The organism is Pseudomonas sp. PDM25, from assembly GCF_019219045.1.
GTDB lineage: Bacteria > Pseudomonadota > Gammaproteobacteria > Pseudomonadales > Pseudomonadaceae > Aquipseudomonas.
Genome location: NZ_JAHUWL010000001.1, coordinates 604274 through 629860, shown reverse-complemented (window position 1 = coordinate 629860; position 25587 = coordinate 604274). Strand labels below are relative to the sequence as shown.

The 25587-nt window shown below is 58.3% G+C and carries 23 protein-coding genes and 1 pseudogene; 5 read left to right on the top strand and 19 right to left on the bottom strand.

All coding sequences use genetic code 11. The annotated features are described in order from the left end of the window. Window positions 1–67: 67 nt before the first annotated feature. From pncA to KW848_RS02455, 4 genes are read right to left on the bottom strand one after another with little or no spacing between them, the layout of a single operon-like run. Complete coding sequence (gene pncA, locus KW848_RS02470; protein ID WP_218535329.1) at window positions 68–706, bottom strand: bifunctional nicotinamidase/pyrazinamidase; 639 nt, start codon at window positions 704–706, stop codon at window positions 68–70. Window positions 707–756: 50 nt separating this feature from the next. Beyond that, window positions 757–1533, bottom strand: a complete 777-nt coding sequence (locus KW848_RS02465; protein WP_218535318.1) for an anti-sigma factor — start codon at window positions 1531–1533, stop codon at window positions 757–759. Next, window positions 1530–2027, bottom strand: coding sequence for a sigma-70 family RNA polymerase sigma factor (locus tag KW848_RS02460; RefSeq protein ID WP_218535379.1), 498 nt, complete (start codon window positions 2025–2027; stop codon window positions 1530–1532). The genes KW848_RS02465 and KW848_RS02460 overlap by 4 nt, the downstream gene beginning before the upstream one ends. A 54-nt stretch (window positions 2028–2081) precedes the next feature. Next, window positions 2082–2618 (bottom strand): tetratricopeptide repeat protein, encoded by a 537-nt coding sequence (locus tag KW848_RS02455; protein ID WP_218535305.1) that lies wholly within the window; start codon window positions 2616–2618, stop codon window positions 2082–2084. A gap of 107 nt (window positions 2619–2725) precedes the next feature. On the opposite strand from KW848_RS02455, the pseudogene KW848_RS31665 reads away from it, so the two are divergent. Then, window positions 2726–2845 (top strand): annotated as a pseudogene (locus tag KW848_RS31665) (SAM-dependent methyltransferase); the annotation flags it as partial. Between the two features lie 120 nt (window positions 2846–2965). Here the strand turns inward: KW848_RS31665 and KW848_RS02450 are convergent. From KW848_RS02450 to KW848_RS02430, 5 genes are all read right to left on the bottom strand, one after another. Continuing rightward, window positions 2966–3919, bottom strand: coding sequence for a D-2-hydroxyacid dehydrogenase family protein (locus KW848_RS02450; protein WP_218535302.1), 954 nt, complete (start codon window positions 3917–3919; stop codon window positions 2966–2968). Between the two features lie 13 nt (window positions 3920–3932). Further along, window positions 3933–4958 carry an alpha/beta fold hydrolase gene (locus KW848_RS02445; protein WP_218535299.1) on the bottom strand — a complete coding sequence of 342 codons (1026 nt, stop codon included), beginning with the start codon at window positions 4956–4958 and terminating at the stop codon, window positions 3933–3935. Window positions 4959–5043: 85 nt separating this feature from the next. Then, window positions 5044–5478 carry a YqaA family protein gene (locus KW848_RS02440; protein WP_218535297.1) on the bottom strand — a complete coding sequence of 145 codons (435 nt, stop codon included), beginning with the start codon at window positions 5476–5478 and terminating at the stop codon, window positions 5044–5046. After that, a complete protein-coding gene (locus tag KW848_RS02435; RefSeq protein WP_033055117.1) occupies window positions 5478–5924 on the bottom strand; it encodes a DUF411 domain-containing protein in 447 nt (148 codons plus the stop codon). The genes KW848_RS02440 and KW848_RS02435 overlap by 1 nt, the downstream gene beginning before the upstream one ends. Before the next feature lie 198 nt (window positions 5925–6122). Next, window positions 6123–7118, bottom strand: coding sequence for an aldo/keto reductase (locus tag KW848_RS02430; RefSeq protein ID WP_218535295.1), 996 nt, complete (start codon window positions 7116–7118; stop codon window positions 6123–6125). A gap of 118 nt (window positions 7119–7236) precedes the next feature. On the opposite strand from KW848_RS02430, the gene KW848_RS02425 reads away from it, so the two are divergent. Continuing rightward, a complete protein-coding gene (locus KW848_RS02425) occupies window positions 7237–8163 on the top strand; it encodes a LysR family transcriptional regulator (protein WP_218535293.1) in 927 nt (308 codons plus the stop codon). Here KW848_RS02425 and KW848_RS02420 read toward each other — a convergent pair. The 5 genes from KW848_RS02420 to KW848_RS02400 form a co-directional block, all read right to left on the bottom strand. Continuing rightward, window positions 8152–9105, bottom strand: a complete 954-nt coding sequence (locus tag KW848_RS02420; RefSeq protein WP_218535291.1) for a GNAT family N-acetyltransferase — start codon at window positions 9103–9105, stop codon at window positions 8152–8154. The two genes, KW848_RS02425 and KW848_RS02420, sit on opposite strands and share 12 nt — an antisense overlap. Beyond that, window positions 9105–10394, bottom strand: a complete 1290-nt coding sequence (locus tag KW848_RS02415; protein WP_218535288.1) for an AMP-binding protein — start codon at window positions 10392–10394, stop codon at window positions 9105–9107. The genes KW848_RS02420 and KW848_RS02415 overlap by 1 nt, the downstream gene beginning before the upstream one ends. A gap of 67 nt (window positions 10395–10461) precedes the next feature. Next, entirely contained in the window at window positions 10462–12864 is a 2403-nt protein-coding gene (locus KW848_RS02410) for an aldehyde dehydrogenase family protein (protein ID WP_218535286.1), read from the bottom strand. Between the two features lies 1 nt (window position 12865). Beyond that, window positions 12866–13996 (bottom strand): acyl-protein synthase, encoded by a 1131-nt coding sequence (locus KW848_RS02405; RefSeq protein WP_218535278.1) that lies wholly within the window; start codon window positions 13994–13996, stop codon window positions 12866–12868. A gap of 21 nt (window positions 13997–14017) precedes the next feature. Continuing rightward, window positions 14018–15259 carry an MFS transporter gene (locus KW848_RS02400; RefSeq protein WP_218535275.1) on the bottom strand — a complete coding sequence of 414 codons (1242 nt, stop codon included), beginning with the start codon at window positions 15257–15259 and terminating at the stop codon, window positions 14018–14020. A 537-nt stretch (window positions 15260–15796) separates the two neighbouring features. Here KW848_RS02400 and KW848_RS02395 point away from each other — a divergent pair. Further along, window positions 15797–15985, top strand: a complete 189-nt coding sequence (locus tag KW848_RS02395; RefSeq protein ID WP_008024801.1) for a hypothetical protein — start codon at window positions 15797–15799, stop codon at window positions 15983–15985. Between the two features lie 19 nt (window positions 15986–16004). On the opposite strand, the gene KW848_RS02390 is transcribed toward KW848_RS02395, so the two are convergent. The 3 genes from KW848_RS02390 to KW848_RS02380 form a co-directional block, all read right to left on the bottom strand. Next, the gene (locus KW848_RS02390) at window positions 16005–16376 is read right to left on the bottom strand and encodes a fe2+ zn2+ uptake regulation protein (RefSeq protein WP_111450070.1); all 372 of its coding nucleotides are present in this window, start codon (window positions 16374–16376) and stop codon (window positions 16005–16007) included. 215 nt (window positions 16377–16591) lie between these two features. Further along, entirely contained in the window at window positions 16592–17596 is a 1005-nt protein-coding gene (locus KW848_RS02385; protein WP_218535267.1) for a FecR family protein, read from the bottom strand. Between the two features lie 98 nt (window positions 17597–17694). Further along, complete coding sequence (locus tag KW848_RS02380; RefSeq protein ID WP_218535378.1) at window positions 17695–22500, bottom strand: dermonecrotic toxin domain-containing protein; 4806 nt, start codon at window positions 22498–22500, stop codon at window positions 17695–17697. A gap of 230 nt (window positions 22501–22730) precedes the next feature. On the opposite strand from KW848_RS02380, the gene KW848_RS02375 reads away from it, so the two are divergent. Continuing rightward, a complete protein-coding gene (locus KW848_RS02375) occupies window positions 22731–23771 on the top strand; it encodes an Ldh family oxidoreductase (protein WP_218535264.1) in 1041 nt (346 codons plus the stop codon). Window positions 23772–23865: 94 nt separating this feature from the next. On the opposite strand, the gene KW848_RS02370 is transcribed toward KW848_RS02375, so the two are convergent. Next, window positions 23866–24183, bottom strand: a complete 318-nt coding sequence (locus tag KW848_RS02370) for a YqjD family protein (protein WP_111450066.1) — start codon at window positions 24181–24183, stop codon at window positions 23866–23868. Window positions 24184–24348: 165 nt separating this feature from the next. Here KW848_RS02370 and KW848_RS02365 point away from each other — a divergent pair, with 165 nt between their 5' ends. Next, complete coding sequence (locus KW848_RS02365) at window positions 24349–24600, top strand: hypothetical protein (RefSeq protein WP_008155229.1); 252 nt, start codon at window positions 24349–24351, stop codon at window positions 24598–24600. Here KW848_RS02365 and KW848_RS02360 read toward each other — a convergent pair. Next, complete coding sequence (locus KW848_RS02360; protein ID WP_218535261.1) at window positions 24575–25510, bottom strand: LysR family transcriptional regulator; 936 nt, start codon at window positions 25508–25510, stop codon at window positions 24575–24577. The genes KW848_RS02365 and KW848_RS02360 overlap by 26 nt on opposite strands. Window positions 25511–25587: the final 77 nt, after the last annotated feature.

The window sequence follows — 25587 nt, the reverse complement described above, 5'->3', positions numbered from 1 at the left end:
GGTGTGGCTGGAAAAAAAGGGGCCGCTTCGCAGCCCAACGGGGATAAATCCCCTCACCACACAGCTGCTACAGGGGGTAATCTGGCACTTCGGTTGATGGAATCAACCCAACCCCAGCCACCTGCATCCGCTCTATCGCCGAGGCCAGAGAGCCTTCCAGATCAATCGCCCGACACGCATCCATCACCACAAACGCGTTAAACCCCGCCGCCCGCGCATCCAGCGCAGAAAACATCACGCAGAAATCGAGTGCCAGCCCAACCAGATAAACCGTGTCGACACCGCGCTCCTTCAAGTACCCGGCCAAGCCTGTGGTGGTCGTGCGGTCCGCCTCAAGAAACGCCGAGTAACTGTCGATGTCCGGGTTGCAGCCCTTGCGGATGATCAGTTGGGCGTGGGGCAGGTCCAGATCCTTGTGCAACTCGGCACCGGGCGTGGCTCGCACGCAATGGTCCGGCCAGAGCGTCTGTTTGCCATAAGGCAGTTGAATCACGTCATAAGGTGCGCGGCCTGGGTGGCTGGAGGCGAAGGACGCATGTCCGGCCGGATGCCAGTCCTGGGCGATGATGACTTGGGTGAACCGGGCGCCGAGGCGGTTGATCAGCGGGACGATCCGATCGCCCTCCGGCACCGGTAGATGGCCGCCGGGGATGAAGTCGTTCTGTACGTCGATGACCAGCAAGGCTGTGCGTGAAGAAATAGGCATGGGTAGGCTCCTCCTTGGAAATGAGACACCCAGCATAGTGACAAAACGGATCACGCGCTCAGCCGACCTCTCAACAATTTCGCCATGTCCTCCAGTTCCGCCACCGGGTTATGCCCGATCAACATCCAGGCATGTTGCATGTCAGCCCAATAGACAATGTTCATCCCGTACCGGCGCTCCTGGGCAAAATGCCGGCTGCCGCTGTTGGAGCGGGTGACGCACAGCGCCATGGGGCCGTGCGCCGGGTCCAGATAGGTGATTTGGGCAATGGCGACCCCGTCGTACTCGAGGATTTGCGCGCGCTTGAACTCGGAGCGTGGCAAGGCCAGTTGTGCCGGCACAAGATTCAGGCCCAGACGCGCATCGATGGTCCGCAGTTGCACCCGCTGAGCGGCTTCGTCAGTGGGCAAGTGGTCCAGGGTTTGCGGCACGTAGAGCGACATATACTCGGCCACCAGAGCGCGCCAGTTGTTCTTTTGCTGGCTCAACTGCCAACCGAGGAACAGCCGATCCGCCACCACGCTACTCACCACCAATCCGGCGGCCGCGGCGAGAAACCAGCGCCGATTCATGGCCGGGCGTTCAGGTGAAGGCAAGGTGTCGAGCATCGATTGCAAGCGGTCCACGGGCGCCTGTCGGCCCAATTCATCGTAGGCCTCCTTGAATGGCAGGCTGCTGCGGGCCAGCCATTGCAGGCGCAGGTTGAGCGTTGGGTCTTCAAGGATGGCCGCGTCGATGCGGGTGCGCTGTTCGCTGTCGAGCTGGTCGTCGAGATAGGCCACCAGTTGCTCATCCGAGGGGAACGTCGGGCGTGCATGATCGTTCATCGACGTTCTCCAGTGTAAGGATTCGGCACGGTGTGCAATGGCGGGTACTCGGCCAGTTTCGCGCGTGCCGCAGCCAGGCGACTCATGACGGTGCCGATGGGCACGTCCAGCACCTCGGCCACTTCGCGGTAGGACAAACCTTCGACATAGGCGAGAAACACCGTTTCCCGCTGGGATTCGGGCAGGGCATCCACACGCCGGATCACCTGAGCTGCGAGGACATGGGTTTGCGCCGCGTATTCACCATCGAACGACAAGGCGTTGTCGGCATCCACCAGCCCCTGTCCATGACGCACTCTTCGGGAGCGAACTTCGTTGAGCCAAATCGAATGCAGAATACTCATCAACCAGCGGTCCATGCGGGTGCCCGGGACAAACTGCCCGGCACGTTCAAGCGCCCGCACGCAGGTGGCCTGCACCAGGTCTTCGGCGACATGCCGTTGCCGGGACAGCAGCAGGCCGTAGCGCCATAAACGCGCCAGGTGCTGGCCCAGTTCTGCCCGTATTGCCTGATCGCTGGCGATGGCGACCTCCGTCTGCTCGGTGTGTCAGGTTTGCGATGAATCATTGATGGCTTCGGCCAGGTCCTGGTATTCCTCGCAGGTGGTGCTGCCGCAGATGGATTTGATCTGCTGCAACTGTTCCTGAGCGAGGTCCAGCCGACCTTTGATCACATACGCTTCGCCGAGGTATTCGCGAACTTGCGCGTAGTGCGGGTCAAGTTTGACCGATTGCAGGTAATAGCTGATGCCTTCGTCGGTGCGCCCCAGTTTACGCGTGGCGTAGCCGCGATAGTTCAAAGCCTTGGCGGTGTTTGGCTGTTTGAGGGTGTCGAGCAGAGCCAGCGCTTCCTCATAGCGGCCGTCCTTGGCCAGGCGATAGGCGTAATCGGTGCGGTCGGCGTCCGGGACCAGGCTGCTGGTTTGCTTGAGGCATTTTTGCGACCGGGAGTCGAAGACCTGCCCTTTGGGGCAATTGGGTTTTGCGGGGGCGTCATCGCCACCACCATTGGCGAACGCCAGCGAACTGGACAATGCGACTGCCAACAGCAACTGGACAGTTAACGCAGAGAAACGGGTGTTCATGGGCGATGCTCCACAGGTTAGTTCTCAGGGGCGATGCAAGGTGAACACCACAGGCTGAACAATTATTCATTTCTTTCTGGCGGTCTGTGCTAGGAAAGCTCAGATCGAGGGCGAAGGTTGATGCACAGTTGAGAGCGCTGATTGCCGGGGAGCCTGAACTTCGTGGAAGGGACGTAGTGACGGTTCCTTATGAGACGGTGGCGTTTGTAGCGGTGAAGGGCAGTTAAATCGGTGGGAGGTCATTCGCGAGCAAGCCCGCTCCCACATTTGATCTGTGTCGTTCACAAAATCAATGTGGGAGCGGGCTTGCTCCGGGCGGCGTTCCGACGAAGAACGATGACTCGGTATCAGCTCAGTACGCGGATCGGTTCTCCCGCAGACCAGGCCTGAATGTCCTCAATCATCTGCGAGAAAAACTGCTGGTAGTTCTGCTGGCTGACATAGCCGACGTGGGGCGTGGCCAGCACGGTGTCCAGGGTTCTGAACGGATGATGAGGCGGCAAGGGTTCCTGCTCGAAGACATCCAGTGCAGCGCCTGCCAGTCGCCGTTTCTGCAACGCCTTGATCAACGCTGCCTCATCGACAATCGGCCCGCGTGCCGTGTTGACCAGCAGCGCCGAGGGTTTCATCCAGTCCAGCGCCTGGGCGTCCACCAAGCCACGGCTACGCTCGCTGAGCACCAGATGGACCGACAGCACATCGGCCTGTTCGAACAGTTCCTGTTTACTGACGTAGGTCGCGCCGACTTCGGCTGCGCGTTCGGCGTTCAGGTTCTCGCTCCAGGCAATCACCCGCATGCCGAACACCTGGCCGAACTGGGCAACGCGAGTGCCGATGCTGCCCAGACCCAGGATCGCCAGGGTCTTGCCGTGCAGGTCGCCACCCAGGCTTTGCTGCCATCCCCCTGCGCGCAGGGCGTTGGCTTCGACCACAAGGTTGCGGGTCGCCGCCATGATCAGCGCCCAGGTCAGTTCCGGCGCGGCGTGCTTGTAGCTGTCAGTGCCACAAACCTGAATGCCCAGCGCAGCAGCGGCTTTCAGGTCCAGGGCGGCGTTGCGCATGCTGCCGGTAACCAGCAGCTTGAGTTTCGGTAAGCGCCGCAGCAGGTCCTCATCGAACCGGGTGCGTTCGCGCATCACGCAGATCACCTCGAACTCGCCCAGTCGTGCTGCCAGGGTTTCGTTGTCGGCAGGGTAGTCATGGAGGAAGCTCACTTCACCGATGTCGTCCAGCACCGACCAGTCCACCACGTCACGGGCCACGTCCTGCCAGTCATCAATCACCGCAATCTGCACTGCCATCAGCCTTACCTCATCAATGAACGGGGTTGGTTTTGTTCAGCCAGGCGAGCAGGGCCTGGTGGAATTGCGCCGGTTCTTCCATTTGCGGCGCGTGGCCCATGCCGGGGAATTCGACCAGCGTTGACCGGGGAATCAGTTTCGCTACCTGCTTGCCGAGGACGTCGTAGTGACCGAGTTTCGCCTTGACCTCGGGCGGTGCAATGTCGCTGCCGATGGCCGTGGTGTCGGATGTACCGATCAGCAGCAGGGTCGGCATCTTCAGGTCCTTGAACTCGTAGTACACCGGTTGGGTGAAGATCATGTCGTAGATCAGCGCCGAATTCCACGCCACCTGCGTATGCCCCGGTCCTTTGTTCAGCCCGGCGAGCATGTCTACCCAACGATCGAATTCCGGCTTCCAGCGGCCGCCGTAATAGGTGTTGCGTTCATAGGTGCGAATGCCGTCGGCGGTGAGTTTCAGCTCGCGCTCATACCATTGATCAACCGTGCGATAGGGCACGCCGAGGGCTTTCCAGTCTTCCAGGCCGATGGGGTTGACCAGTGCCAGTTGTTCGACTTGATCGGGGTATTGCAGCGCATAGCGAGTGGCAAGCATGCCGCCGGTGGAGTGCCCGAGAACACTGGCCTTTTGAATGCCCAGGGCCTTGAGCAATTGCTGGGTGTTGGTCGCCAGCTGCTGGAAGCTGTACTGGTAATGGTCGGGTTTGCTGGAGGTGCAGAAACCGATCTGGTCCGGGGCAATGACCCGGTAACCGGCCTCACTCAGGGCCTTGATCGAACTGTCCCAGGTGGCACCGCAGAAATTCTTGCCGTGCATCAACACCACGCTATGTCCATTGGCCTTGCCGTGGGCGGCGACATCCATGTAACCCATTTGCAGGGATTTTCCCTGGGACTCAAAGGCGAAATGCTTGACCGTGTAGGGATACTTGAAACCTTGCAGCTCCGGCCCGTATTCCGGGCCTTCGGCGTGGGCGATGACAGGCAATGCAGCGGTCAGCAGCAGGCCGGGCAGCCAGCGGAAGCGGATGAGGGACATGGGCGAACTCCATTGGAAATCGGCCGATGCTGGATCGGCGTGATTAGGGCGACATTAAACACAGGCAATCGCCGTGAATGATCGTTCAACCCATCCAGCCCACTGTGGCCATGGCCAGCACACCATAACGGGCGCCTTTGGCAAGGGTCACGATCAGCAGGAATCGCCCCAGCGGCTCGCGCATCACGCCGGCCACCAGGGTCAGCGGATCACCGATCACAGGCACCCAGCTCAGCAGCAACGACCAATGACTGTAACGCTGATAATGGACTCGGGCTTTTTCCAGATGGCGCGGGCTGACCGGAAACCAGCGCCGGTCACGAAACCGCTCGATACCGCGCCCCAGCCACCAGTTCAGCAGTGACCCCAGAACATTGCCCAATGTCGCCACGGCGAGCAGCGACCAGAGCCAATAATTGCCGCTGAGCAACAGCCCCACCAATACCGCTTCGGACTGCAAGGGCAGCAGGGTGGCTGCGCCGAATGCGACGAAGAACAGCCCGATGTACGCACCGAACATCAATGGGCGGGGTAGTCCGCCACCACGACGTCAGTGCCGTCTTTTTTCAGACCGATCACTTGATACGCATCACTCATGCCGTCCATTTCCATGCCGGGTGAACCCATGGGCATGCCGGGGGCGGCAACGCCCAACAGATCGTTGCGCTTGCTCAAGGCCAGCACCTGATCGGCGGGGACATGACCTTCAACGAATTTGCCGTTGATCAAGCCTGTATGGCACGACGCCAGGCGCGGAGGCACGCCGTGCTGTTGCTTGAATTCGCTCATATTGGCTTCGACGTGATCGTCGACTTTGAAGCCGTTGGCTTCCAGATGGCTGATCCATTTTTTGCAGCAACCGCAATTGGCATCGCGGTGAACCTCGATCGGGATCAGGTCGGCAGCCTGGGCCAGGGAGGAAATGAACAGGGCGCTCAGGGCGACCAGACGCAGGTGGGTTCGCATGGGGAATCTCGTCTCGAATTGCGGCCAAAAAAATGCATTCTGACCATTTTTTTTGGCCAGGCATTCAAGGAGTGTTTCGAAGTAATACAAAACTGGGCAGCCTTGATCATCGTAGATCAAAGCTGTCAGTCAGATGAGGCGCACATTACAAGATTGTCAGGTTGGCGGCTGAGCGCCTGCGCTCAGGGTAAGGCGGGATTATCGCTCGAGCAACTCCATGACTTCTTCCGGGTAACGTAAGCCAGCCGTGGCATTGGCCGGGAATATCGCTTCCAGCGCTTGCAAGTCTTCGCCGCTGAGCTTCACATCCAGCGCGGCCACATTTTCTTCCAGGTATTTACGCTGTTTGGTTCCCGGAATCGGAATCACGTAATCGCCCTGAGCCAGTACCCATGCCAGCGCCAGTTGGCCGGCGGTCACGCCTTTTTCTGCGGCCAGGTCCTGCACTTGGCGCACCAGCAACAGGTTTTTGGCGAAATTCTCGCCTTGAAAGCGCGGGCTGAAGCGCCGGTAGTCGTCTGCCGCGAAATCATCAGGGCTTTTCAGCGCGCCGGTGAGAAAGCCACGGCCCAAAGGGCTGTAGGGGACGAAGGCAACCCCCAGGCGCTGACACGCAGCCAGACAACCGTTTTCCTCCTGGTCACGGCTCCACAACGAATACTCACTTTGCAGCGCACTGATCGGATGAACCTTGTGTGCCCGCTCAAGCGTTGCGACCGAGGCCTCGCTCAACCCCAGGTACCGAACCTTACCGGCTTTCACCAGTTCGGCCATGGCACCGACGGTTTCTTCGATGGCCACCTGCGGATCGATGCGGTGCTGGTAGTACAAATCCAGGGTCTCGACACCGAGGCGCTTGAGGGTGCCGTCGATAGAGGAGCGAATGTACTCCGGTCGGCCGTTGACGCCCCGCGCAACCGGATTGCCCGGGTCGCGGACGATCCCGAATTTGCTGGCCAGGAACACCTGGTCGCGCTTGCCGACGATGGCCTTGCCGATCAGCTCCTCGTTGGTGTGCGGGCCGTACATGTCGGCGGTGTCGAGCAGGTTGATCCCCAGCTCCAGCGCGCGGTGCAGAGTGGCGGTGGCTTCGCGGATGTCCACGCCCGTCGTGTAGAAATCGGTCATGCCCATGCAGCCCAGACCGATCGCGCTGACCAGTGGACCGTTTTTTCCCAGTTGACGTGTTTGCATGAAATCAGCTCCCTGTGAATGTGGCGTCCATTGTTGACCTCGACAGAAACAAGATAAACCGGCTAAAACTGCTATCACTGTTCGTCATTTCTAAATAATCAGCCGGTAAGCAGAAGCAATGGACCGTTTTAACGCGATGCGCGTGTTCACCCGAATCGTCGAGCTGGGCGGTTTCGCCAAGGCGGCGGATAGCCTGCAATTACCCCGGGCCTCAGTGACCATTCTGATCAAGCAGCTAGAGGCGCATCTCGGTGTGCAGTTGCTGCAACGCACGACGCGGCAGATAAGCCTGACGCTCGATGGAGCGGCCTATTACCCTCGTTGCGTACGGTTGCTGGCAGACTTGGAGGAAACCGAAACGGTGTTCAGCGCTGCACGCAATAACCCCAAGGGGCTGTTGCGCGTTGACATGCCGGCGGGCGTGGGACGCTTGATGGTGATCCCGGCATTACCGCAGTTTACTGCTCGATATCCCTTGATCGAGCTGGAAATAGGCTTGAACGACCGGCCTGTCGACCTGATACGCGAAGGCGTCGATTGTGTGCTGCGGGGCGGCGACTCACTGGACGATTCACTGGTGGCGCGGCCGTTGGCCATGCTGGACCAGGTCACGTGTGCCAGCCCCGACTACTTGAAGCGATTCGGAACGCCTCAGTGTCTGGCTGACCTTGAAGGCCATCAGATGGTGGAGTACTTCTCCAGCAGCAATGGCAAGCGTTTTGGGCTGGAATTCATGGTTGATGATCAGGTTCAGCTCATTAATCTGCCCAAGCAAGTCTCGGTCAACAGCGCCGATGGTTACCTGGCCGCTTGTGAGGCGGGGTATGGTCTGGTCCAGACCCCGTATTACCACGTAGCCCGCCAGCTGAGCGAAGGCCGTTTGTGTGAAGTTCTCAGGACGGTGCCGACACCGGGGATGCCACTGGCGGCGCTTTACCCGCCACACCGCCAGTTGTCCCGGCGGGTGAGGGTGTTTGTCGACTGGCTGGTGGAGCTTTGTGCGCAGCCGGGCAATGACTTTTATCGAAAAGACTCACGCGGCTGAGCGGGCTCTGTTCAGCGCTTCGGCGCTACTTTGCATGTTGGCGTTTTGCTGTAAATCGTCATGCAAGCGTTGCATGTGCGGGCAGTGCAGGTTGAGGTGTCGAGACTGTACCCCTCGATGAAACAGTGCGAACCACCCATGGGGGGTTGATGCAGGCATCAGCCCGGTAAAGGTGAAGCCAAGGGCCGCCAAATTGCGAAAGTCCTGGGCAAAGTGCCGTGACAACTGAAGTTTGGTCGAGATCAGCCAGTGCCCGGGCAACTGCCGGATCTGCTCAAGCAGACGTTTGGTCAAACGCTGGATGACCATGTCGAATCTTTTATGGTGTTGCTTGAGTTGCAAGGGCAGAGAAGACAACGGCGTCGTGTCCGGATGAGTCCCGAACACGGAACACAGGTGCTGCATAAACCCCCGGCAGCTGTCAGGCCATGGGATGTCGGGGAGTGGACGCGTATGTCCTTCGACGACATGACAACCCATCACGATGGTTTCCGGCAGCGGCTCAGCGAAGGGCGAAGGGACGTAGTCAGGAAGCAAACCCGTGCTGTGGAAGCCGAGGTTTGCTGCCATGCGTTGCGTGTAGGGATGGTGTGTCACTTGTTTGATCGAGACGCTCTTGAACCCCATGGAACCTGACCGCGACAGCAACTCCCGTCCCAGGCGGGTCGCGATACTCTGCCCCTGCGCGGCGGGATGCACCACACTGAGGGCCAGCTCGGTGGTGTCCGCGGGTATGTCATGGCACAACGCGGCATGCCCTAAAACGCGTACGTCGTCCACCGCCAGCATCGACTTCCAGCGCCCCTCGGCATTGTGCTGATTGATCATGTTCGGCAAGTAAACATCCGGTTGCACGTAATGATCGCCATAGACCTCGCGAAACAACTGGCTCACGGCACATGCGTCGGATGGCCGATAGGGTCGAAAAATCAAATGCGGCATCATGCGGGCTCCGGCGACAGTGCGTCATACACGCGCAAGTCCAGGACCCGCAGTTGTTTGCCGGAGCGTGGGTGAAGCTTCAATGCGGTGACCGCACAGGACAACACTCGCAACTCCAACAGGCCCTCGCGGCACAGTTTCTCGATGGCGGGATAGTGTTCAACCAGCGCCGCGTACAACGCTCGGCACACCGGTACGGTGGCCATTGATAGCGCCGAGGGCACCCACTTCACACTCAAAATATCTTTGTAGCCGTCATGTTCGATCAGCAATTGCCATTGGTCGTTGTGGGCAATGCGCTGGACGATCTGCTGGATGTCATCGATCAGCAGCGACAGCACCCCGACGCGCACTCGCTGGCTGTGCACGCTACGCCCCTTGAGGGCGAATTTGCGATTTGGGGTTGAGCCGGGCTCGCGCCAGCACGCGCGGTCGCCTACTGGGTAACGCAGCAGTGGCATGAGCCGGCGGGTCAGACTGGTCACCACCAACAGTCCGGTGCGATCGCATTCTTCGATGACTTCGCCGGTGAGTTCATCGACGATCTCCAGCAAGGTTTGTGGTTCAAACACCCGATGCTCGCCCAAGGCGCAGTCGCGGCCGCTGGCCCCGATAAGGCCGGCGTCTACACTGGCGTAGCCAATGGACGCAATGCGCACGTTGGGAAATACGTCGGTGAGGATTGCCACCTGCTGGGCAAACAGGCTTTCGCCGCCATACAGCAACGTTTCAACCCCGCACAGTACTCGCTGATGCTGGTTCAGGTAGGCAGCGAACCGCAGCAACTGTGCCGGGACGCCGACCAGCACGTTGATCTGATGCTGATCAATCGCATCGGCCAATACCTCCAGCTCGACTTGCCCGGTAAATGGAAACTCGCAGATCGATCGCCTGACGTGCGCCAGTGAGTCGTGGATGAACAGAAAACTGGCGTAAAGATCACCGGAAAAGAACAAATTGGCGACACGGTCGCCGTCGTTCAGCTGAGAGGAGATACTTTCTCCGAACGTACTGACCAGTGCTTGCCATTCGTTATAGGTATACACCGTCAGTTTGCCCTGGCTGGTCGATCCGCCGGTTTTAAACACCAGCGCATCATCGACCTTTCCGGTCAGGACCGGCCAATGACTCAAGTCATGGCTGTCAGCCCAATAGTCCACGGCGTTGGTCAGCGGTAGATCTTGTAACGTAATGCCCTGCGGCGGTAAGTGTTCCAGTTGCTGGCGGTAGAAGTTTGAATGTCGCCGTATATAAGACAGCAGTTGTTCGAGCGAATAAGTTGATTTCACTGGATTCTCTTTTTTTATCAGGCGTCTAGACGGTTAAAAAACAAGTTGTGAGTAGTTGGCGGTATTTTTATTTTCTTTTATCAATCACCAACGGTGTTTTGCCGCTGTGTTTGTTTCGATTGAACGCTTGTTCCATGCACACTTGAACTTCGACAGTGACCAGGTTGGCGTTTACGGCATTGGCCAGCGCTTCATGGCTCAGCAATGCGTTGCGAACCTGGTTGATGTCTGCATCCGTTAGAACGTTGAGTCGCTCGACGCCATCAGGGGTGTGGTCCAGAACAAGCTGAATGGGCGCGCCGACGCTATCCTGCAGAGCCGAGGGCGAAATGAACTCCGTGCCCATTCGCACCAGTTTGCCGTGGCGCTGGAGCAGTTCGAAGCGGGGTGAGTCCAGCCCACACGGACAGGCTCCGGGTATCCAGCGACCGGTGTCTCCAACGTCATACCGGCGCACTGTTTGGCCTTGCCGTGCTCGTGAAGTAAACAGCAGGCGACCGATCTCATTGGCCTGAACCGGTTCATCCTGTTCGATCTGCACGATTTCCAGATGCTGGGTATCGCACATCAAGTGAAACACCCCGTTCGCGGTGGCTGCGCACGCATGCCCCAAGGGGCCTGCGTCGACGGAACCATAGATCGCCGAGCGGATCATCGAGACCCCGCAGCTTTCCATGAGGCTGAGGCTGGTTTGACCCGGATGCTCGCCGCCAAGGAACACTTTGCTGATACCTGCGTACCTGCGGAGTCGAGCCTGCTCGTTGAAGAACAGACGATGCAAGGTACTCGGCATGCCAATCAGCACGGTGACACGCTGGTCAACGATCAATTGGGCGATTTCGCTGAAGTCATCGTCCTGGGGCGCACCCATGGGGAAATGTGTGACGCCCATCTGTTCCAGTATTTTGGTGAAACTGAGGAACCCCCCGTACAGGCTGCCACCGTAAAACAGGTTCATGACCCGGTCCTGTGCAGGGTCGAGCCCGGCGGCGAACAGGCCGTCGGCCGCTGCGCGCATCTGCCGTTGAAAGTCGCGATAGCTGAAACCGGCGAGGGCCGGCGTGCCGCTGCTGCCTCCAGAGCGAAAATACAATTGCGCTGCGGTGCCCATCGGCTGGGTCGCGAAGGCGTTTTTGTCCATGATCGGCGCATGGGTGGTGTCGGGGGCGGAGGGGACCGGGTCGAGCGTTGCACGGCCCGTCAGCACATCAGGTGCCAGACTCACCGAGAGACGGCGACTCAGACGCGTCAACGCATAGACACCATCATGCGGCTCACCGGCGTAGCCGTCATGAATCCCCGCGCAAGGCGCAATACGGGTGACCCCAGCGTTGACCAGCGTTCGCACAAGTCCTGGCGTTTCTGTTGCAGAGCAAATCAGTGCGCAGCTTTGCAGGACCGTGCGCCAGGGCAACAGCGTCTCGGCGATCAAGTGTTGCGGTACGGGCTTGAGTAATACCGTACGAAACAGCGGCGAAGGCGCGAGCGTCTGATGATGTTCCCAGATGATCCGCCATCCGCGGCCGGCCCAGACCTGGCCGCTCTGGTTCGCAAAACAGTAATCCAGTTGCGCCATGGCCGTGCGGGTGGTGATCTCGCACGCTTCCTGGTTCGTGGGCACCAGCGCCGGCCAGTGCGATGCACGACGCTTGAAGGCTTCGCTCAAACGTTCGCCCAGGTCCTGCAGGATGGCCGGATCATTGCTGTCCACCAGCACCCATTGCGGACTGGAACACGCTTGTTGATCCAGACTGCACACCTCATCCACCAACGCATCCAGCGCCGAAGGGCTGGCCGCGTCAGGCGACAGATAAGCGAAACTGATCCGGTGCCCCCAATCGATCCAGCGACATCCGGCGGGGATCTGCTGACGAATCGCTTTGAGCGCCTTTTCACCGCCCCAGGCTGATACGCCATCGGCCTGAGCGCAGAGTTCGGCTATCCGGGAAGTGCCCACGGGCAGCACCGCGACGAACTCGGCAAGCCTGCCGCAGGTGTCGCACTTCACCAAGGCAGCCAGCAATTGCGCAGTCAAACCCGCATCGCTGGTGCTGGGGCGTAACCAGTTGATGTTACCGGCCAGCAGGCTTTCGAGAACCGCGCAGAACGCGAGCATCGGCGCATTGCCTGGCGTCACATGCACCACCAGTCCCAAGGGGTGCCAGCTTTCAAAGTGTGGCTGCTGGTAGTCGATACGCCTCAGCGAACGGGGTTGCGAACCCAGTTCTCGCTCAAGCTTCATGTTCAGGTTGCTGCGCTGGCAGAACTCGATCAGCCCCTGACGTTGATCGTCGTCCAGAGGCAGGTTAAGGCTGCGAGTCTGTAATTGCGTGGCGAAACGAGCCGCGGCTTCGATGACGGTCTCGCTGTCGATCGGTGCAGAAAGCAACCCGGGCAATTGTTTTCGAAGGCTGTCGAGGGCGATTTGCGGGGTGACGTCGTCACGCAGTTGGCCATTGATGAGGTACATATCAAGCCCCTCCCAACAATTCGGAAGCCGCCATGGCGCAGCTGCGACTGGCGGTGGTGCCAGCGCGTCCGTGCAGCTCGAACCAATCGGTCGTCAGGCCGCATCCGCAATGTGCGCCGGGGTGTAATGTCGCCAGATCGCCCATGACCACAGCGTGAGCAGGGCTTGACGAAATGTACGGGCAGACGAATTCCAGCAAGCCGCGCTGGCCGTATGGCTGGACCGTGAAATCGGATGGGTTGCGCACGAAAACCTTCGAGTAAATGGGGGCATGAAAATGATGGCGGGCACATTGGATATAGGGCACGGCATGCTCGACGGCACCGTAGCCATCCCGACAGCGGGACAGGTCGATACCTAATTGCCGATTGATTCGGGCATACAGCTCAAGCAGGGGAATCTCTTGTGCTGCCTGGGTTTTCCAGCCGCCCCCCAAAAACACCAAAGACTGAGCGGGAAGCTCAAGATTCGGTGCGCAGGTGTTTTCCATGTGCTGTAGCGCATGGGAAAGGAACGCCGGAAATCCGAGAATCCGCACCGGCAATCCCTCGTCGGCAAACTCCTGCAAGGCGCGAATTACGCCAAACAGGTCGAACTCGTGACCTTTACCCGTCCGGCGTAATCCGTAGACGACCCGATTGACGGGCGCATAGCTGCAGAGAAACTGGTCGGTGTAAGCAGTGCCCAAGGTGATGGCAGCCTCGGGCTCGTAGCTCAGGAGCAAATAATTGCAGGGGCTGTGCGGAGTATCCCAGCCGTAATGCCGGAAAATGTGGCTCACCATGCCTTGAGCCGCTGCCATGCTGCGAGGGTCATAGCGCATGCGACTTTTCTGGCCGCTGGTGCCCGATGAGGTCAGCTCCAGCGCGCCTTCGCCGGTGGGGCCAAACAACAAGCGACGTTTGAAATAGTTGGCGAAAATCGGTGGCAACCTGGACCAGTCATCCAGTGTCTCCAGGTCCTTTGCATCGAGCCCGTTAGCGTTTAGCCAGCGTTCGTAGCCAGGCGTGTGGTGACAATGAAACAGGCTGATTTCCCCCATCGCCTGGTCGAACAGGCCCTCGGGTACGGAATCCAGGCAATAGGGTTGCGTTAACGCGCAGAGCGCATCGGTGTGGGGTAAATGGATCATCAAAAGACCTACTATGTGGTGTCAGACGGCAAGCGCGATGTGAGAGCGCCGCAGAAACAGGCGTAGGGGTGCCAGGCTCAGAAGCCCCGCGATACCCGCCATCCAAGCGAAGGAATCGTGGCTGTCACCGGCACCGGCGGCCGCAATAAGCGAGCCGCCGCCGCCCATGACGGCGATCGAGATCATGCCGATCATGGCCGAGACCAGCCCTTTACTGTCGTCGCTGGCGAACAGCGCAAGCCGGTACAGTGCGGCGTTGCTCATGCCAAGCCCAACGGCGTACAGCGCCAGGCAACTGATCAGCACGACTGTCGAAGCACCGTAGACGCTGACGGCGACTAACGCGATGAGCCCGCCGCAAAACGGCCAAAGCGCGTAGCGAATCAGTTGTGGCAGTTCAACGTTGGCAATCAGTCGGTTGAGGATCAGATTGCCGAGAATGACGGCCGCGAACACCGGGATTTGCCATAGGCCATAGTGCAGCGTTGAAAGCCCCTGGTTGTGGATCAGCAAGAGCGGCGCCAAGCCGATCCAGGCAATCAAGGGCAGGCTCATCACGCCCAGCGCGACTGCGGCGCAAAGGAATGGCGGGTTAGTCAGCAACGCGACATAGCGGCACACGGTGCTGTGCCATTCAAAGCGCACGGCTTCCAGTCGCTGACCGTCGTGGCGCAAGGTGCCCACGGTTTCCGGCATGAACAAATAAAGACCGAGCCAAACCATCACGCCGCCGATACCCAGCAGTAAAAACAGCTCCCGCCAAGACAACCATTCCAGCAGCAGACTGCCGAGCAATGGCCCCAGCAGCGGGGAGAGCAGCGCAACGTTCCCCAACAACGCCATGATTTTGACCGCGTCGGCTTCGCAGAAAACTTCTTGCAGGGCCGGGTAGCTGACCGCAATGACAAACCCCAACCCCATGCCCTGCATCAGTCGCAAGCCGTTGAACGCATAAATGCTTTGCACGTTGAACGCAGCGGCACAGGCCAGGGCGAATACCGCACAACCGATGAGCAACATCCGCCGGCGGCCGAAATGATCGGACAGCGGGCCGATAAGCCATTGCAGAAGAATGCCGCCGGCCAGATAAAGATTGAAGGCGTAGGGGACATGATCAGGGCTGGCATCCAATTGATGGGTAACGGTCAACATGCCCGGCATGATCATGTCGCTGGCCATATAGGTCAGCAGTTCGAAAAAAGTGATTGCAAGGCAAAAGCCCAATAGATGTCGGGAGCTGATATTGATTAAAGGCTTGTGCATGGCGTCTCTATTCTTGCGCGAAGTTTAATAACGAGTCTTTTGCAACGCGCCGAGATTAATCACGGAACATGAACAGCTCCAATGAACTATTGATACTCAAGGTTTCGATAGTTTTCGTTATGTTTCGATATTCGATGGATAGGAAGAGGTAAATATGCGCGTACGAAAAATGCCCTCGACAGGGCGGGCATTTATTTAGCAGTCATCGGATGGGGTATTTAGCTTACGAATGAGGGTTCAACTTCACACTATCGATGGCGATAATACCCCGGCCCGCCACGGTCGTAATGGTGACCGCCGTGCCAGCTAACTTGGGGGGAAACGATGCAGCTGCTCAGGGCCAGGAGAGCGAGCAGGGGGAATCGGCAGTGCGATTCGACGGAACATTTCAAAATCCTCACGGGGCAATAAAGCCAAATCTAGTGATCGGCTGTAACATGAGATCCCGTTTTGTAGCGTCCTATCACCGGAGAAAGGTAGGGCTCGGCACGCGCTCTGATACAAATCGGATACATTTTTCAGGTTCAGGAACTCGCAATGACTCAGTCGCAACGTTTGAAATACTCGATTCTGATCTCCCTCGTGGTATTGGGGATCATGTTTGGCCTTTCGTATCTGCAAAACGCAGGCGTCATCAGCGAGAAGCTGTTTCAGTACATCGCCATCGGCGTGGCGGTGATTGTGGTGGTGATCAATGGTGTGATGCGCCGCAAGGTCAAACCCTGAACGACGCATCTTGCGCGGATCACTCGCGTTGGAGCATGGCTGCAGCGTGCGGATGCAGGCTGTAGCTTTTGTCCGGATTGAGGGTGATCACGCCCTCGCTGCACAAGCGTTTCAACACTTCCCGCACACTGAGAAAGGACAGGGGAATATCCAGGTCCAGCAAGTGGCTGTGTACGCCGCGCACGCCAAGGCTACGGTCGCTTTCGGCGGCGGTCAGCAAGGCGTCGATGACTTTCAGGCGGATCAGACTGGTTCGCAGACCATAGCTTTTGAGCAGCAGCCTGATCCGCTCGTTGCCATTGCGCTCGTTGCGTTGACTGAAAACACCTGAGCCCATGGCAGAGCCCTTTGGCGCATTGCTACCGTCCGTTGGCAGTTGCGAGTTGTACATGCAAAAACTCCTTTTCCGAGCCGGCCAGGAAATGTGATGGGTGCTCTCACTCAATAAGACGTACGAGCAGGGCAAATAATGAAGTCCCGAATGTAGAAAATTTGTCGCCGTCACGTCAGCGGCCTGTGAGATGCCCGTGAAAAGCGCCTTTCACAGCCTAAATTTTTGTCCTGTGTTTCGTTTTGAAGGCCGCACCCCGCAAAGGGTCGCGGCCTTCAGCTTTTCGGGGCTTGTTGCGGAATGGAATTGAGGACCGGATTGCCATCTTTGTTGCGGGTCAGGTAGACCGGCAATACCTTGGGCAGGGAAGCCACCAGGTTGTTGAGCTCTTTGATGTTGTAGATGCCGCCGATGCGAATCGAGCCGGTACTGTGGTCGGCTACCATCACCGGCTTGCTCAAGTAGCGATTGATCAATGGCAATGCGTCGGTCAGCACCAGATCATCGAGCACCAGTTTTCCGCTACGCCAGGCCTGCGAGTTGTCATTGTCGTAGGTCTGACTGATCCGGGGAGTGATGTCGCCGCGTCTATAGCTCGCCTGCATTGCTGGCTCGAGGCGCAAACCGTCACCCGCAACGGCGTCATTACTGCTCACCAGCACCGAACCTTCTATCAGGTTCACCCGTACCTGATCTTCATATATCCAGACGTTGAATTGGGTTCCGGTGACCCGAATCCTGCCTTCGGCCGCTTTGACAATGAAGGGGTGTTCAGTGTCATGGCTGACGCTGAAGAAGGCTTCGCCTTTTTTCAGCGTGATCCGACGTTGATCCTTGTAGTTGCTGAACGTCAGCTCACTGCCCAGGTTCAATTCCACCTGACTGCCATCGCTCAGGGTGACCTGGCGGACATTGTCGTTCGCCTCGAAATGTTGGTAGGAGTTGGGTAGCCAGCCCAGGTTCCAGCCGCTATAGGCCGCCAGCGGCAACGCCATGGCGCAAACCGTGGCGGCGATACCGAAGGTGCGCCAAGGCATAGCAAGTTTGGCGCGGACCATCGGGGCCACCAAAGTTGTTGGTTGTGGCAGGCCCCCCGCAACATCCCAGATCTCCAGCATCGCCTCGTACTCGAACGCGTGAAGCGGATGAGCGTCATGCCATTGCTCGAATGCCAGCCGCTCTTCAGCAGTGCAATCGATGGCGTGCAGACGCATGCACCAATGCGCAGCGGCATCGGTGATTGCCTCATCCTGGGCTTGCGAGAGTGAGTTGTCGGTCATTGACCCATCCTGATTTCCCGCATTCTAACCTTGAGGGGAAGTCTGCGAGAACAACCGTCATGGCAATTACCCATCAACTGAGAATTTATTGTTCTGATTCACGGGGTGCTGGTGTGCAGTTGGCGCCCCATATGGCTGATGAGCCATGAAACGCTGTCGGCGTTGCCGAGTTGCACCTTGAGTCTGACCAATGGATCTCGCTTGAAAATCTTGCGGGCAACGCTCAGGTTTTCTCCCCCGGTCAAGGTCAATAGATGCGCCTTTACCCGATCAGTATTTTCATATGAAGTGCTGCCCGGGTTCTCCCACACACCGGTGTCAGGATCCTCGGTCATGAACAGCTGGGTAAGGGGAGTCTTGATCGAGAGTGCGGTTTCCTGAAGCGTGGTCAACGCGTCCTTGAGGTCATTGGCAGTTGCGCTGGCCTGTCCAATCAGATGGGGAAATGGCCTGCTGGAGTCGAGGTAAGCGATGTCTTCGGTTTTGCAGACGATATGGGAAAGCTCATGAATAAGGGTGACTGCTTGAGCATGGGTTTTGATAGGGAAGGCAGGCTCGGAAAGATGTTTGCGGTAGAACTCGAAACCGGTGTCGAAGAACTTTTCTGCCAGATAGATTTTCTGCTTTGCATCCGTTGGAACGATGAAGCCGAATGTTGTTGCCGCGCCATCGAGCATCCTGCCGATTGCAAAACGACTGGACTTCGGCTTTCTGAGTGAGGGGTCCAACAAGGCCGCAAAAATGTCAGTCATGACTTTTTCAAGCTGCTCCACATGCGTGGACTGCACTTGCGGCACATCAATAAAATCCATGATGAGTTGATGCACGGGTGTCACCGTTTTGTCGGAAGACTTCAGCAACTGCAGGTTTTGAAAGCAGTTCCAGGCATAGGTGGTTGCCAGGTCCAGCGCTTGGTCAATCTGGCGGGCCTTTTGCGGAAACAGTCGACGGATTTCGCGCATTCCATTGGCCTCGATGTTCATGCCCTCCCAAACCGAAGAGGCCGTGCGCAACCGATCGCTGATGCTGAAGCGGGGGGCTGGCGTTTGCCTATCCAGAACCCATTGTTTCGACACGTTCAGACTCAGCCGGGGACCGCGATTGTTGGTGTCGGCGATGCGCCAGTGTGTGCCGCGCTTTGCGACCGGATATACCTTTCCTTCAACCGGTGCGTAGGTTTTATTTGTCGTCGGATGGGTATAGAGGCCGAGACTCGAATTTAATGTGAGCGAATTCAGGTCCACATCCAGGCTTTCATGACGCTTCAACTGCGTACGTTCGGGGGCTGTAATGGCGACATCCTGCCATTTGAAGCGGGTATCGGGCGTTGCTGGCGCCGGTGCAGTTAACGTTGAAGATGGCTTCGCTTGCGATTCCAGCGACAGTCGCAACGTGGCGAGTTGTGCGATGCCGCTGATAAATTCCTTTAACGCCGCTCCCCATTTGTGCGTTTGAAGGTCTTCGGCGGACTGCTTGATGTCTCGGTAACTGCGCCACACCGTAATCGGGTAGGCAAGCTTGCCCATCACGAACGTAAATGCCCCTTGCAGATCTTCACCCAGCACATGCTTGATGGTTGCCCATTCGCTCTGCTTTTTGTCATCGGCCTGACAACCGAGCAATCGTGCCAATAAATCGGCATTGTCGTTGAACAAATGTCCGAACAGATTGCCCTTGATCGGGTTGGACGCCAGCCTCACCTCGGCGAGGCGGCTATTGGAGGTCGCCATCCTGAGTTCAAGCAGTATCCGTTCAGGCTGCGGGAGGTTCATGAGTACCCAGTCGAGCAGATCGCCGCGTGTCTTCAGTTCGGTCACCAGTTGTGTTTCATTTTTATATTCTTTCACCCCGTGACCGGGGCTATGAGGCGCGACAAGGACCTGTGGCGCGGAGCTGTCAGCCGATGAGCCAATCAGATAGACGCCTGGCACCTTGATCGCCTGTTCACGCTTGATGCCCAGGAGCTCAAGTGGGCGGATGATCGCGTGGGCACCGTCGACTGCCGCGCGGGCGATAGCGTCAGGCATGTCCATGACTTGGCGTATCAGATCAAACCCGGTCTCGCTGAGGCGCTCCTGCAATTTTTCCGTGTGGGCGTAATGCATCAGTTGCCAGGGTAATTGCGTGTAAAAACGCTTCCTGCGGTCCTTGGCATTCGCCTGGGTGGCTGCAAAGGCTTCGTTCAATGTCTTTTGTTGAAGTTCACCCAGCTTCAAGTTTCGTACCAGGTCCCTGATGTAGCTTTGGTCCATATCCTGAGGGATCGCGGTGTTATCAAGCGACACCAGTTTGAAATGGATTTTGTCCAGATCCTTGAAATGGGTCAGTGCAAAATCGGTCAGGGTTTGGGTGCTGGCTGCAGACCTTGAGCGCTTGTCGATCTGTATCTGGACCTTATCCGGATCAATGTCGAACGTATCTGCCTTGAGTTGTTTTTCAAGTGCATCGTGCGCCGTGCGTGCCAGGGAGCTTATGCCGGTGAGGTAGTCCTGATCGTTGGTTACGTTGTTGAGGTATTGCTGAAGCAACTCCCCGTGCAATATCTGATCTTGAATGGACGCCTTGGCCAGCCATACCGGCAGTTTTTGCTGAGTGATCAGGGATTGGGCAATGTCCGTCGCGCGGTCTAGCCCGGTCATCGGTTGGCGCAATGCCACCAGCTTCAGGAGACTGGCCAGGGGCGCCGCGGGAAGCTTCGTGGCCAGCGCACGGATGACGCACGCCTGGTCCAATTGGACATAGGGCTTTTGCACGTGATCGAGAAAATGCTCATCTATTCGTTGCAGCGACGCCAGGGTGTAAGTCCGCCCAGCCACTCTCTCGCTGCGTCCAAGGTTCTCCAGAAGGGAGGGGCGATCATCGGTGTCCTTGAGGCGTCGATTGAGCTCGTTCAGCAACGGAGTCAATGCCCTGAAAGCTTCAAATCCCAAGGCCGGCGTCCACAAAATCGCCTTGCCCGAATGCTTCGGGTCCAGGCCTCCACGTTCCGTCAGCACAAAACAACTGGCCAGTTTCAACGGGGCGGTGGTCCCACTTGCCTTCAATGCCAAGGAAAATACGTCCGGCAAAAACCCGTTCAATGCCGCTCGCTGCAGGCGTGCCGGGGTATCAAGCACGGTGCTGATGATTGCCTGTTCCGTCGCACTCAGGGTGCGCATGACGCTGTGCAGCTTCAACTCGCTGCGCAATGCCGTTGACAGGGTTTGAGTGAAGCGCGATTGCAGGCTCCCAAGCGAGGAATTGAAGATGCGCTGCGCTTCGGCAATCGTTCGAGTTGTCGCGGGAATGACCGGCTGGTTTTCAAGCAGTAGGTCGAGCGGCCGCTTAACGGTGGAAAGAAGGGCCTGATGCTCTTTGGCCGACTCGCCGTGAACAGTGGCAGGTTGCGCGCTCAGGCGCCGGTCTGCGTGTGTGCTCCAGCGTCCTTCGGCATCGGCAGCCAGCAGGCGATCGTCGATCAGTCCGCGGACATCGAGTGCCTTGTCGAACAAGGCTCGGGGATCCTGCGTGCCTTCGCTTTCACGGTATTCGCTCAGCGCATAGGCCAGATTCTCGCGTTGCTTGCCAAGGATGTCGGTCATCAACTGTTCAAACACCGGGCCGATGATCGGTTCACCGACAATCACTTGTTCATCCGGCTTCATTGAAAGAAACGTAGCGCGTTCGTCTAACGACATGAAGTTGAGCAGCGTGTCTTCATGCCTTTGGGTTTTCAACATCTGCGCGACGATTTTCCCGACAGCGAGCAGGTCGCTCGCAGCCTCGATGCCTCTGGAAGGGGTGTACAGAAAATCCAACGCGTCGCTGCTGCCGATCATCACAGTGGAGGCGAGCTCCACGTAATGCTTGAAGGGGGCGGTGACACGGACTTTTTCGGCACGAAGAGGATCGTCGATGTCAGGTTCAAGGCTGAGGTTCATCAGCCGCAGGTATTGCTGCGTCGTTAAAACACGTTGCTGACGCTGAAGCAAAAGCTTCAGGTGAAAGGTATCGCGCAAGCCCTCGGCAAAAACCTTCCGGCGTGATTGCCCATCGTTCATCGGTGTGTTCCAGAACGTCTTGAGCAGGTCTTGCAAGCGCGGGGTCAACGTTTGTGCGATCTCTTTGACTGCACTTTCCCAGGCCTGGTTATCGGCGGCCCTGCTCACGCTGTGCCGGGGGTTGGAAAAAACTCTGGTATCGCCAGTGGGCCACTGATGGGTCAGGTAGTAATGCAGCAGGGTATCGCTCAGTGAATGCGAGGAAAGCAATTGCTGGTCATCGCTGCCGATGACAAAGCTCTTCAGTCGGGTAAGGCGCTGGTCCAGTGTGGGGAACGGTTCATGCAGCGCGGTCTTGAGGGTCTCGTCCAGCATCGATTGCAGCGTTGGCAGCTTGAGCAACTCGCCCATCATCGTCCTGATGTTCTGAGCCTGATTGCGCTCGAGGGTGAGCTCCTGGGTCTGGAACACCGCACCTGCGATGGCTTGCGTGGCAATGTCTGGCGCGGTGGCGGCGGGTAAAGCGCTGCGTTGTTCGATGGAGAGAAAACGCAATAATTCACGCTTCCCAGTGGGCTGTGCCAACCATTCCTTGAGTTTGCTTTTGAGGCCCTTCATGTCTGCGAATTTGATCAGGCCTTTCCACGGTGTGTAGAGCGTGACTTCTCCATCGTTGGGCCGGCTCATGGCAAAAGCGCCGGCCAGGAGGATGCCTGGCGCATCAGGTACGCTTAAAAGCAGCTGGTCGACGTGCATGGGCTCGCTGTTGGCGATACGGGCTGCATGCGTCGCCAGATAAACAGCATTCAACCACTTCAGGTCATCAAGCGTGAAAGACAGTGCCTTTTCGCGTTCACCGGGCTGTTTGGCTTTGGATGCAAGTGCTGCCTCGTCGAAAAAATACGGCAGTGGGGGAGCAGACATGGTTTTTCCTCGAAGTGCTGCGATCGGCGGGTAATCGCAGGCCGTTGGATTGAGGAAAAACAGTACGGTCAATGGAAGGCTCGGGTGCGGTACATATTGCTTGATGCAAACAGGCTGGCGAGACTTGACAGGACGCCGGTAGAACAGCGCTTAATCGACAACTGTTTTGGGTTGCCCTGCAACCCGTTTCACCCTGTTGCCCGTACTCAATAATAAAACTGGAGCTTCAGATGACCGCAACGCCCGAAGTGGCCGTCAGTTCGAACACTCAAACGCTCGATTTCGACGCGCTCGTTCTTTTGCTTGAGCAGATTTTTCAGCGCCACGGCACCTCCGCCGATGTCGCCAGGACACTGGCCCTCAACTGCGCCGGCGCCGAACGCGATGGCGCCCATAGCCATGGCGTGTTCCGCATTCCCGGTTACGTGTCGACGCTCCAGAGCGGCTGGGTCAATGGCCAGGCTGTGCCGGTGGTCGAGGACGTGGCTTCGGGCTTTGTCCGGGTCGACGCCGGCAATGGTTTCGCCCAACCGGCCTTGGCGGCAGCACGCGCCTTGCTGGTGGAAAAGGCCCGCAGTGCCGGCATTGCGGTGCTGGCGATTCGTAATTCCCACCATTTCGCCGCCTTGTGGCCGGATGTCGAGCCTTTCGCCTATGAAGGCCTGGTGGCGCTGAGCGTGGTCAACAGCATGACCTGCGTGGTGCCGCACGGCGCCGATCGTCCGCTGTTCGGGACCAACCCGATTGCTTTCGCCGCTCCCCGGGCTGACGGCGATCCGATTGTCTTCGACCTGGCGACCAGCGCCATTGCCCATGGCGATGTGCAGATCGCCGCGCGCAAGGGCGAGCGTTTACCGCCAGGCATGGGGGTGGACAGTCTCGGCCAGCCGACCCAGGACCCGAAAGCGATTCTTGAGGGCGGCGCGTTGCTGCCGTTTGGCGGCCATAAAGGTTCGGCGCTGTCGATGATGGTCGAGCTGTTGGCAGCGGCGTTGACCGGCGGCAATTTTTCCTTCGAGTTCGATTGGTCGAACCATCCGGGGGCCAAGACGCCGTGGACGGGCCAACTGCTGATCGTGATCGACCCGAGCAAGGCGGCCGGGCAGAATTTTGCCGAGCGCAGTCAGGAGCTGGTCCGGCAGATGCACGGTGTGGGGCTCAAGCGTTTGCCGGGGGATCGACGTCATCAACAACGGGCCAAGTCCAGCACTGAAGGCATTAAGCTCGATGCTCAGACGTTGGCGGATCTGCGGGAACTGGCCGGGCTCTGAGTCCTGCATACTCTCAGTCTGCATAAAAGCCGGGCATGAAAAAGGCGAGCTGCGTGCTCGCCTTTTTGCTGGGTACTGATTAAAACGGGGTCGCTTAACGCCGACCCAACAACAACCCGACTACCAGGCCGAAACCGGCAGAGATCGCCACGGTTTGCCACGGGTGACCACCGATATAGGTTTCAGTGGCTTCGACCGCCGGTTTGGTCCGGTCACGAACGCGGGTGACGGAGTCCCGAGCCTGTTGAAGTTTCTGGGCGATCTGCCCACGAAGCGTGTCCGCTTCTTCACCCACGAGCGAGGCACTGTTTTTGAGCAGTTTTTCCGATTCTTCGATCAGAGACTGAAGTTCGCTGAAGGCCTGATCCTTGATTTGATCTTCGGCGATTTGTGCGCGGGTTTTGCGGGCCATTGAGGTACTCCTTGCAGATAAATGGACAGTGAACAGTGGAGTCTGTCGTCAGCGAAAAAGTTGCAGTGGATTTTCGCACTGCCCCCACCTTGACGAAAAATCCTGAGTCGGACATTTCTTCCTACAGTGTAAGATGTCGTCTATTTTACGCAGCAGGTAACTCCCATGAGCTTCAATCTGGCCGACAAACCCCTTGCCGAGCGCGCTGCGCTGGAAGATGAGAAATCCCGTCTGTTCGATCTATGGCAAAGCAACCTGGGCAAGTCCAAGGGCGAAGCCGCGCGGTTGTTCGGTGAACGCGCCAAGCGCAAAGGCAAATGGGCCGAGTGGGTCCGTGCCGAACTTGACGGCATGTCACCCCCGGAATTTGCGAACATGGTGCGCAGCGAAGTCAATCGCCTGATGGCTGCCAAGTAGCGTTCGCAAAACTCGCGACAATCGCTTCCCGTACTTTCAGCACCACCGGATCGAGCTGTGTACTGGTGCGCCAGCCCAGTTCGATCGGGTATCGCGGCAACGCCAGAGGGCAGGGCAGCAGTGCCAGTCCGCTGAGCGCTGCAATGCTTTGGGCTGCATGGGCCGGAATGGTCGCCACGGCCTGACTGCCCTTGAGCAAGTGCGGCAACGCGGCAAAGTGTGTGGTCGAAGCACATACCCGCCGAGTCAACCCCAGCGCCGCCAGCCCTTCATCGGTGATCCCGATAAAGCCGCCCGACGACACCAGAATGTGCTCGCGGGCGACGAACTCATCAAGGCTGAGGGTCTGCTGCCCCACGGCCAGGCTGAGCGGGTCCGCCAGGCACAGATAGCCGCCTTCTCCCAGCACCTGACGGCTGAGCAAGCGCTCGGCAAACCCACCGGCGGTAATCGCCAGATCAATGCTGCGTTCCATCAACGCTTGCGCGACGATCTGACTGTGGGTCTGACGAAAGATTAGCCGTAGCTTCGGCGCGACGCGGGCGATCTCTTCGATCAGCCGGCGGCCATAAGCGATTTCGAAATCATCGGACATACCCACGGTCACCGAGCGCCCGTCGTAATGGTGGGCGGCCGGATCGACCATCGCCAGGCTCTGCCGGCATTTGTTGAGGGCGTCGCTGACCACCGGTTTCAACTGGTTGGCCTTGAGCGTGGGCGCGAGTCCGCGGCCTGTGCGCACGAACAACTGATCGCCATACACCTCGCGCAGCCTTCGCAGTGCCGCGCTGACCGCCGATTGCGTCACGCCCAGACGCAACGCGGCCCGGCTGGCGCTGGACTCCTCGTGGAGCGCTTCGAAGACTTTCAGCAGGTTGAGATCGACGGTGGCGATATTCATCTGGTTCATATCATTCAGCAGTAAACGGGGCTTTATTCATGATCCCGTGGCGCCGGAGAATGAGCAACACCTCAATGCTTTCGGAG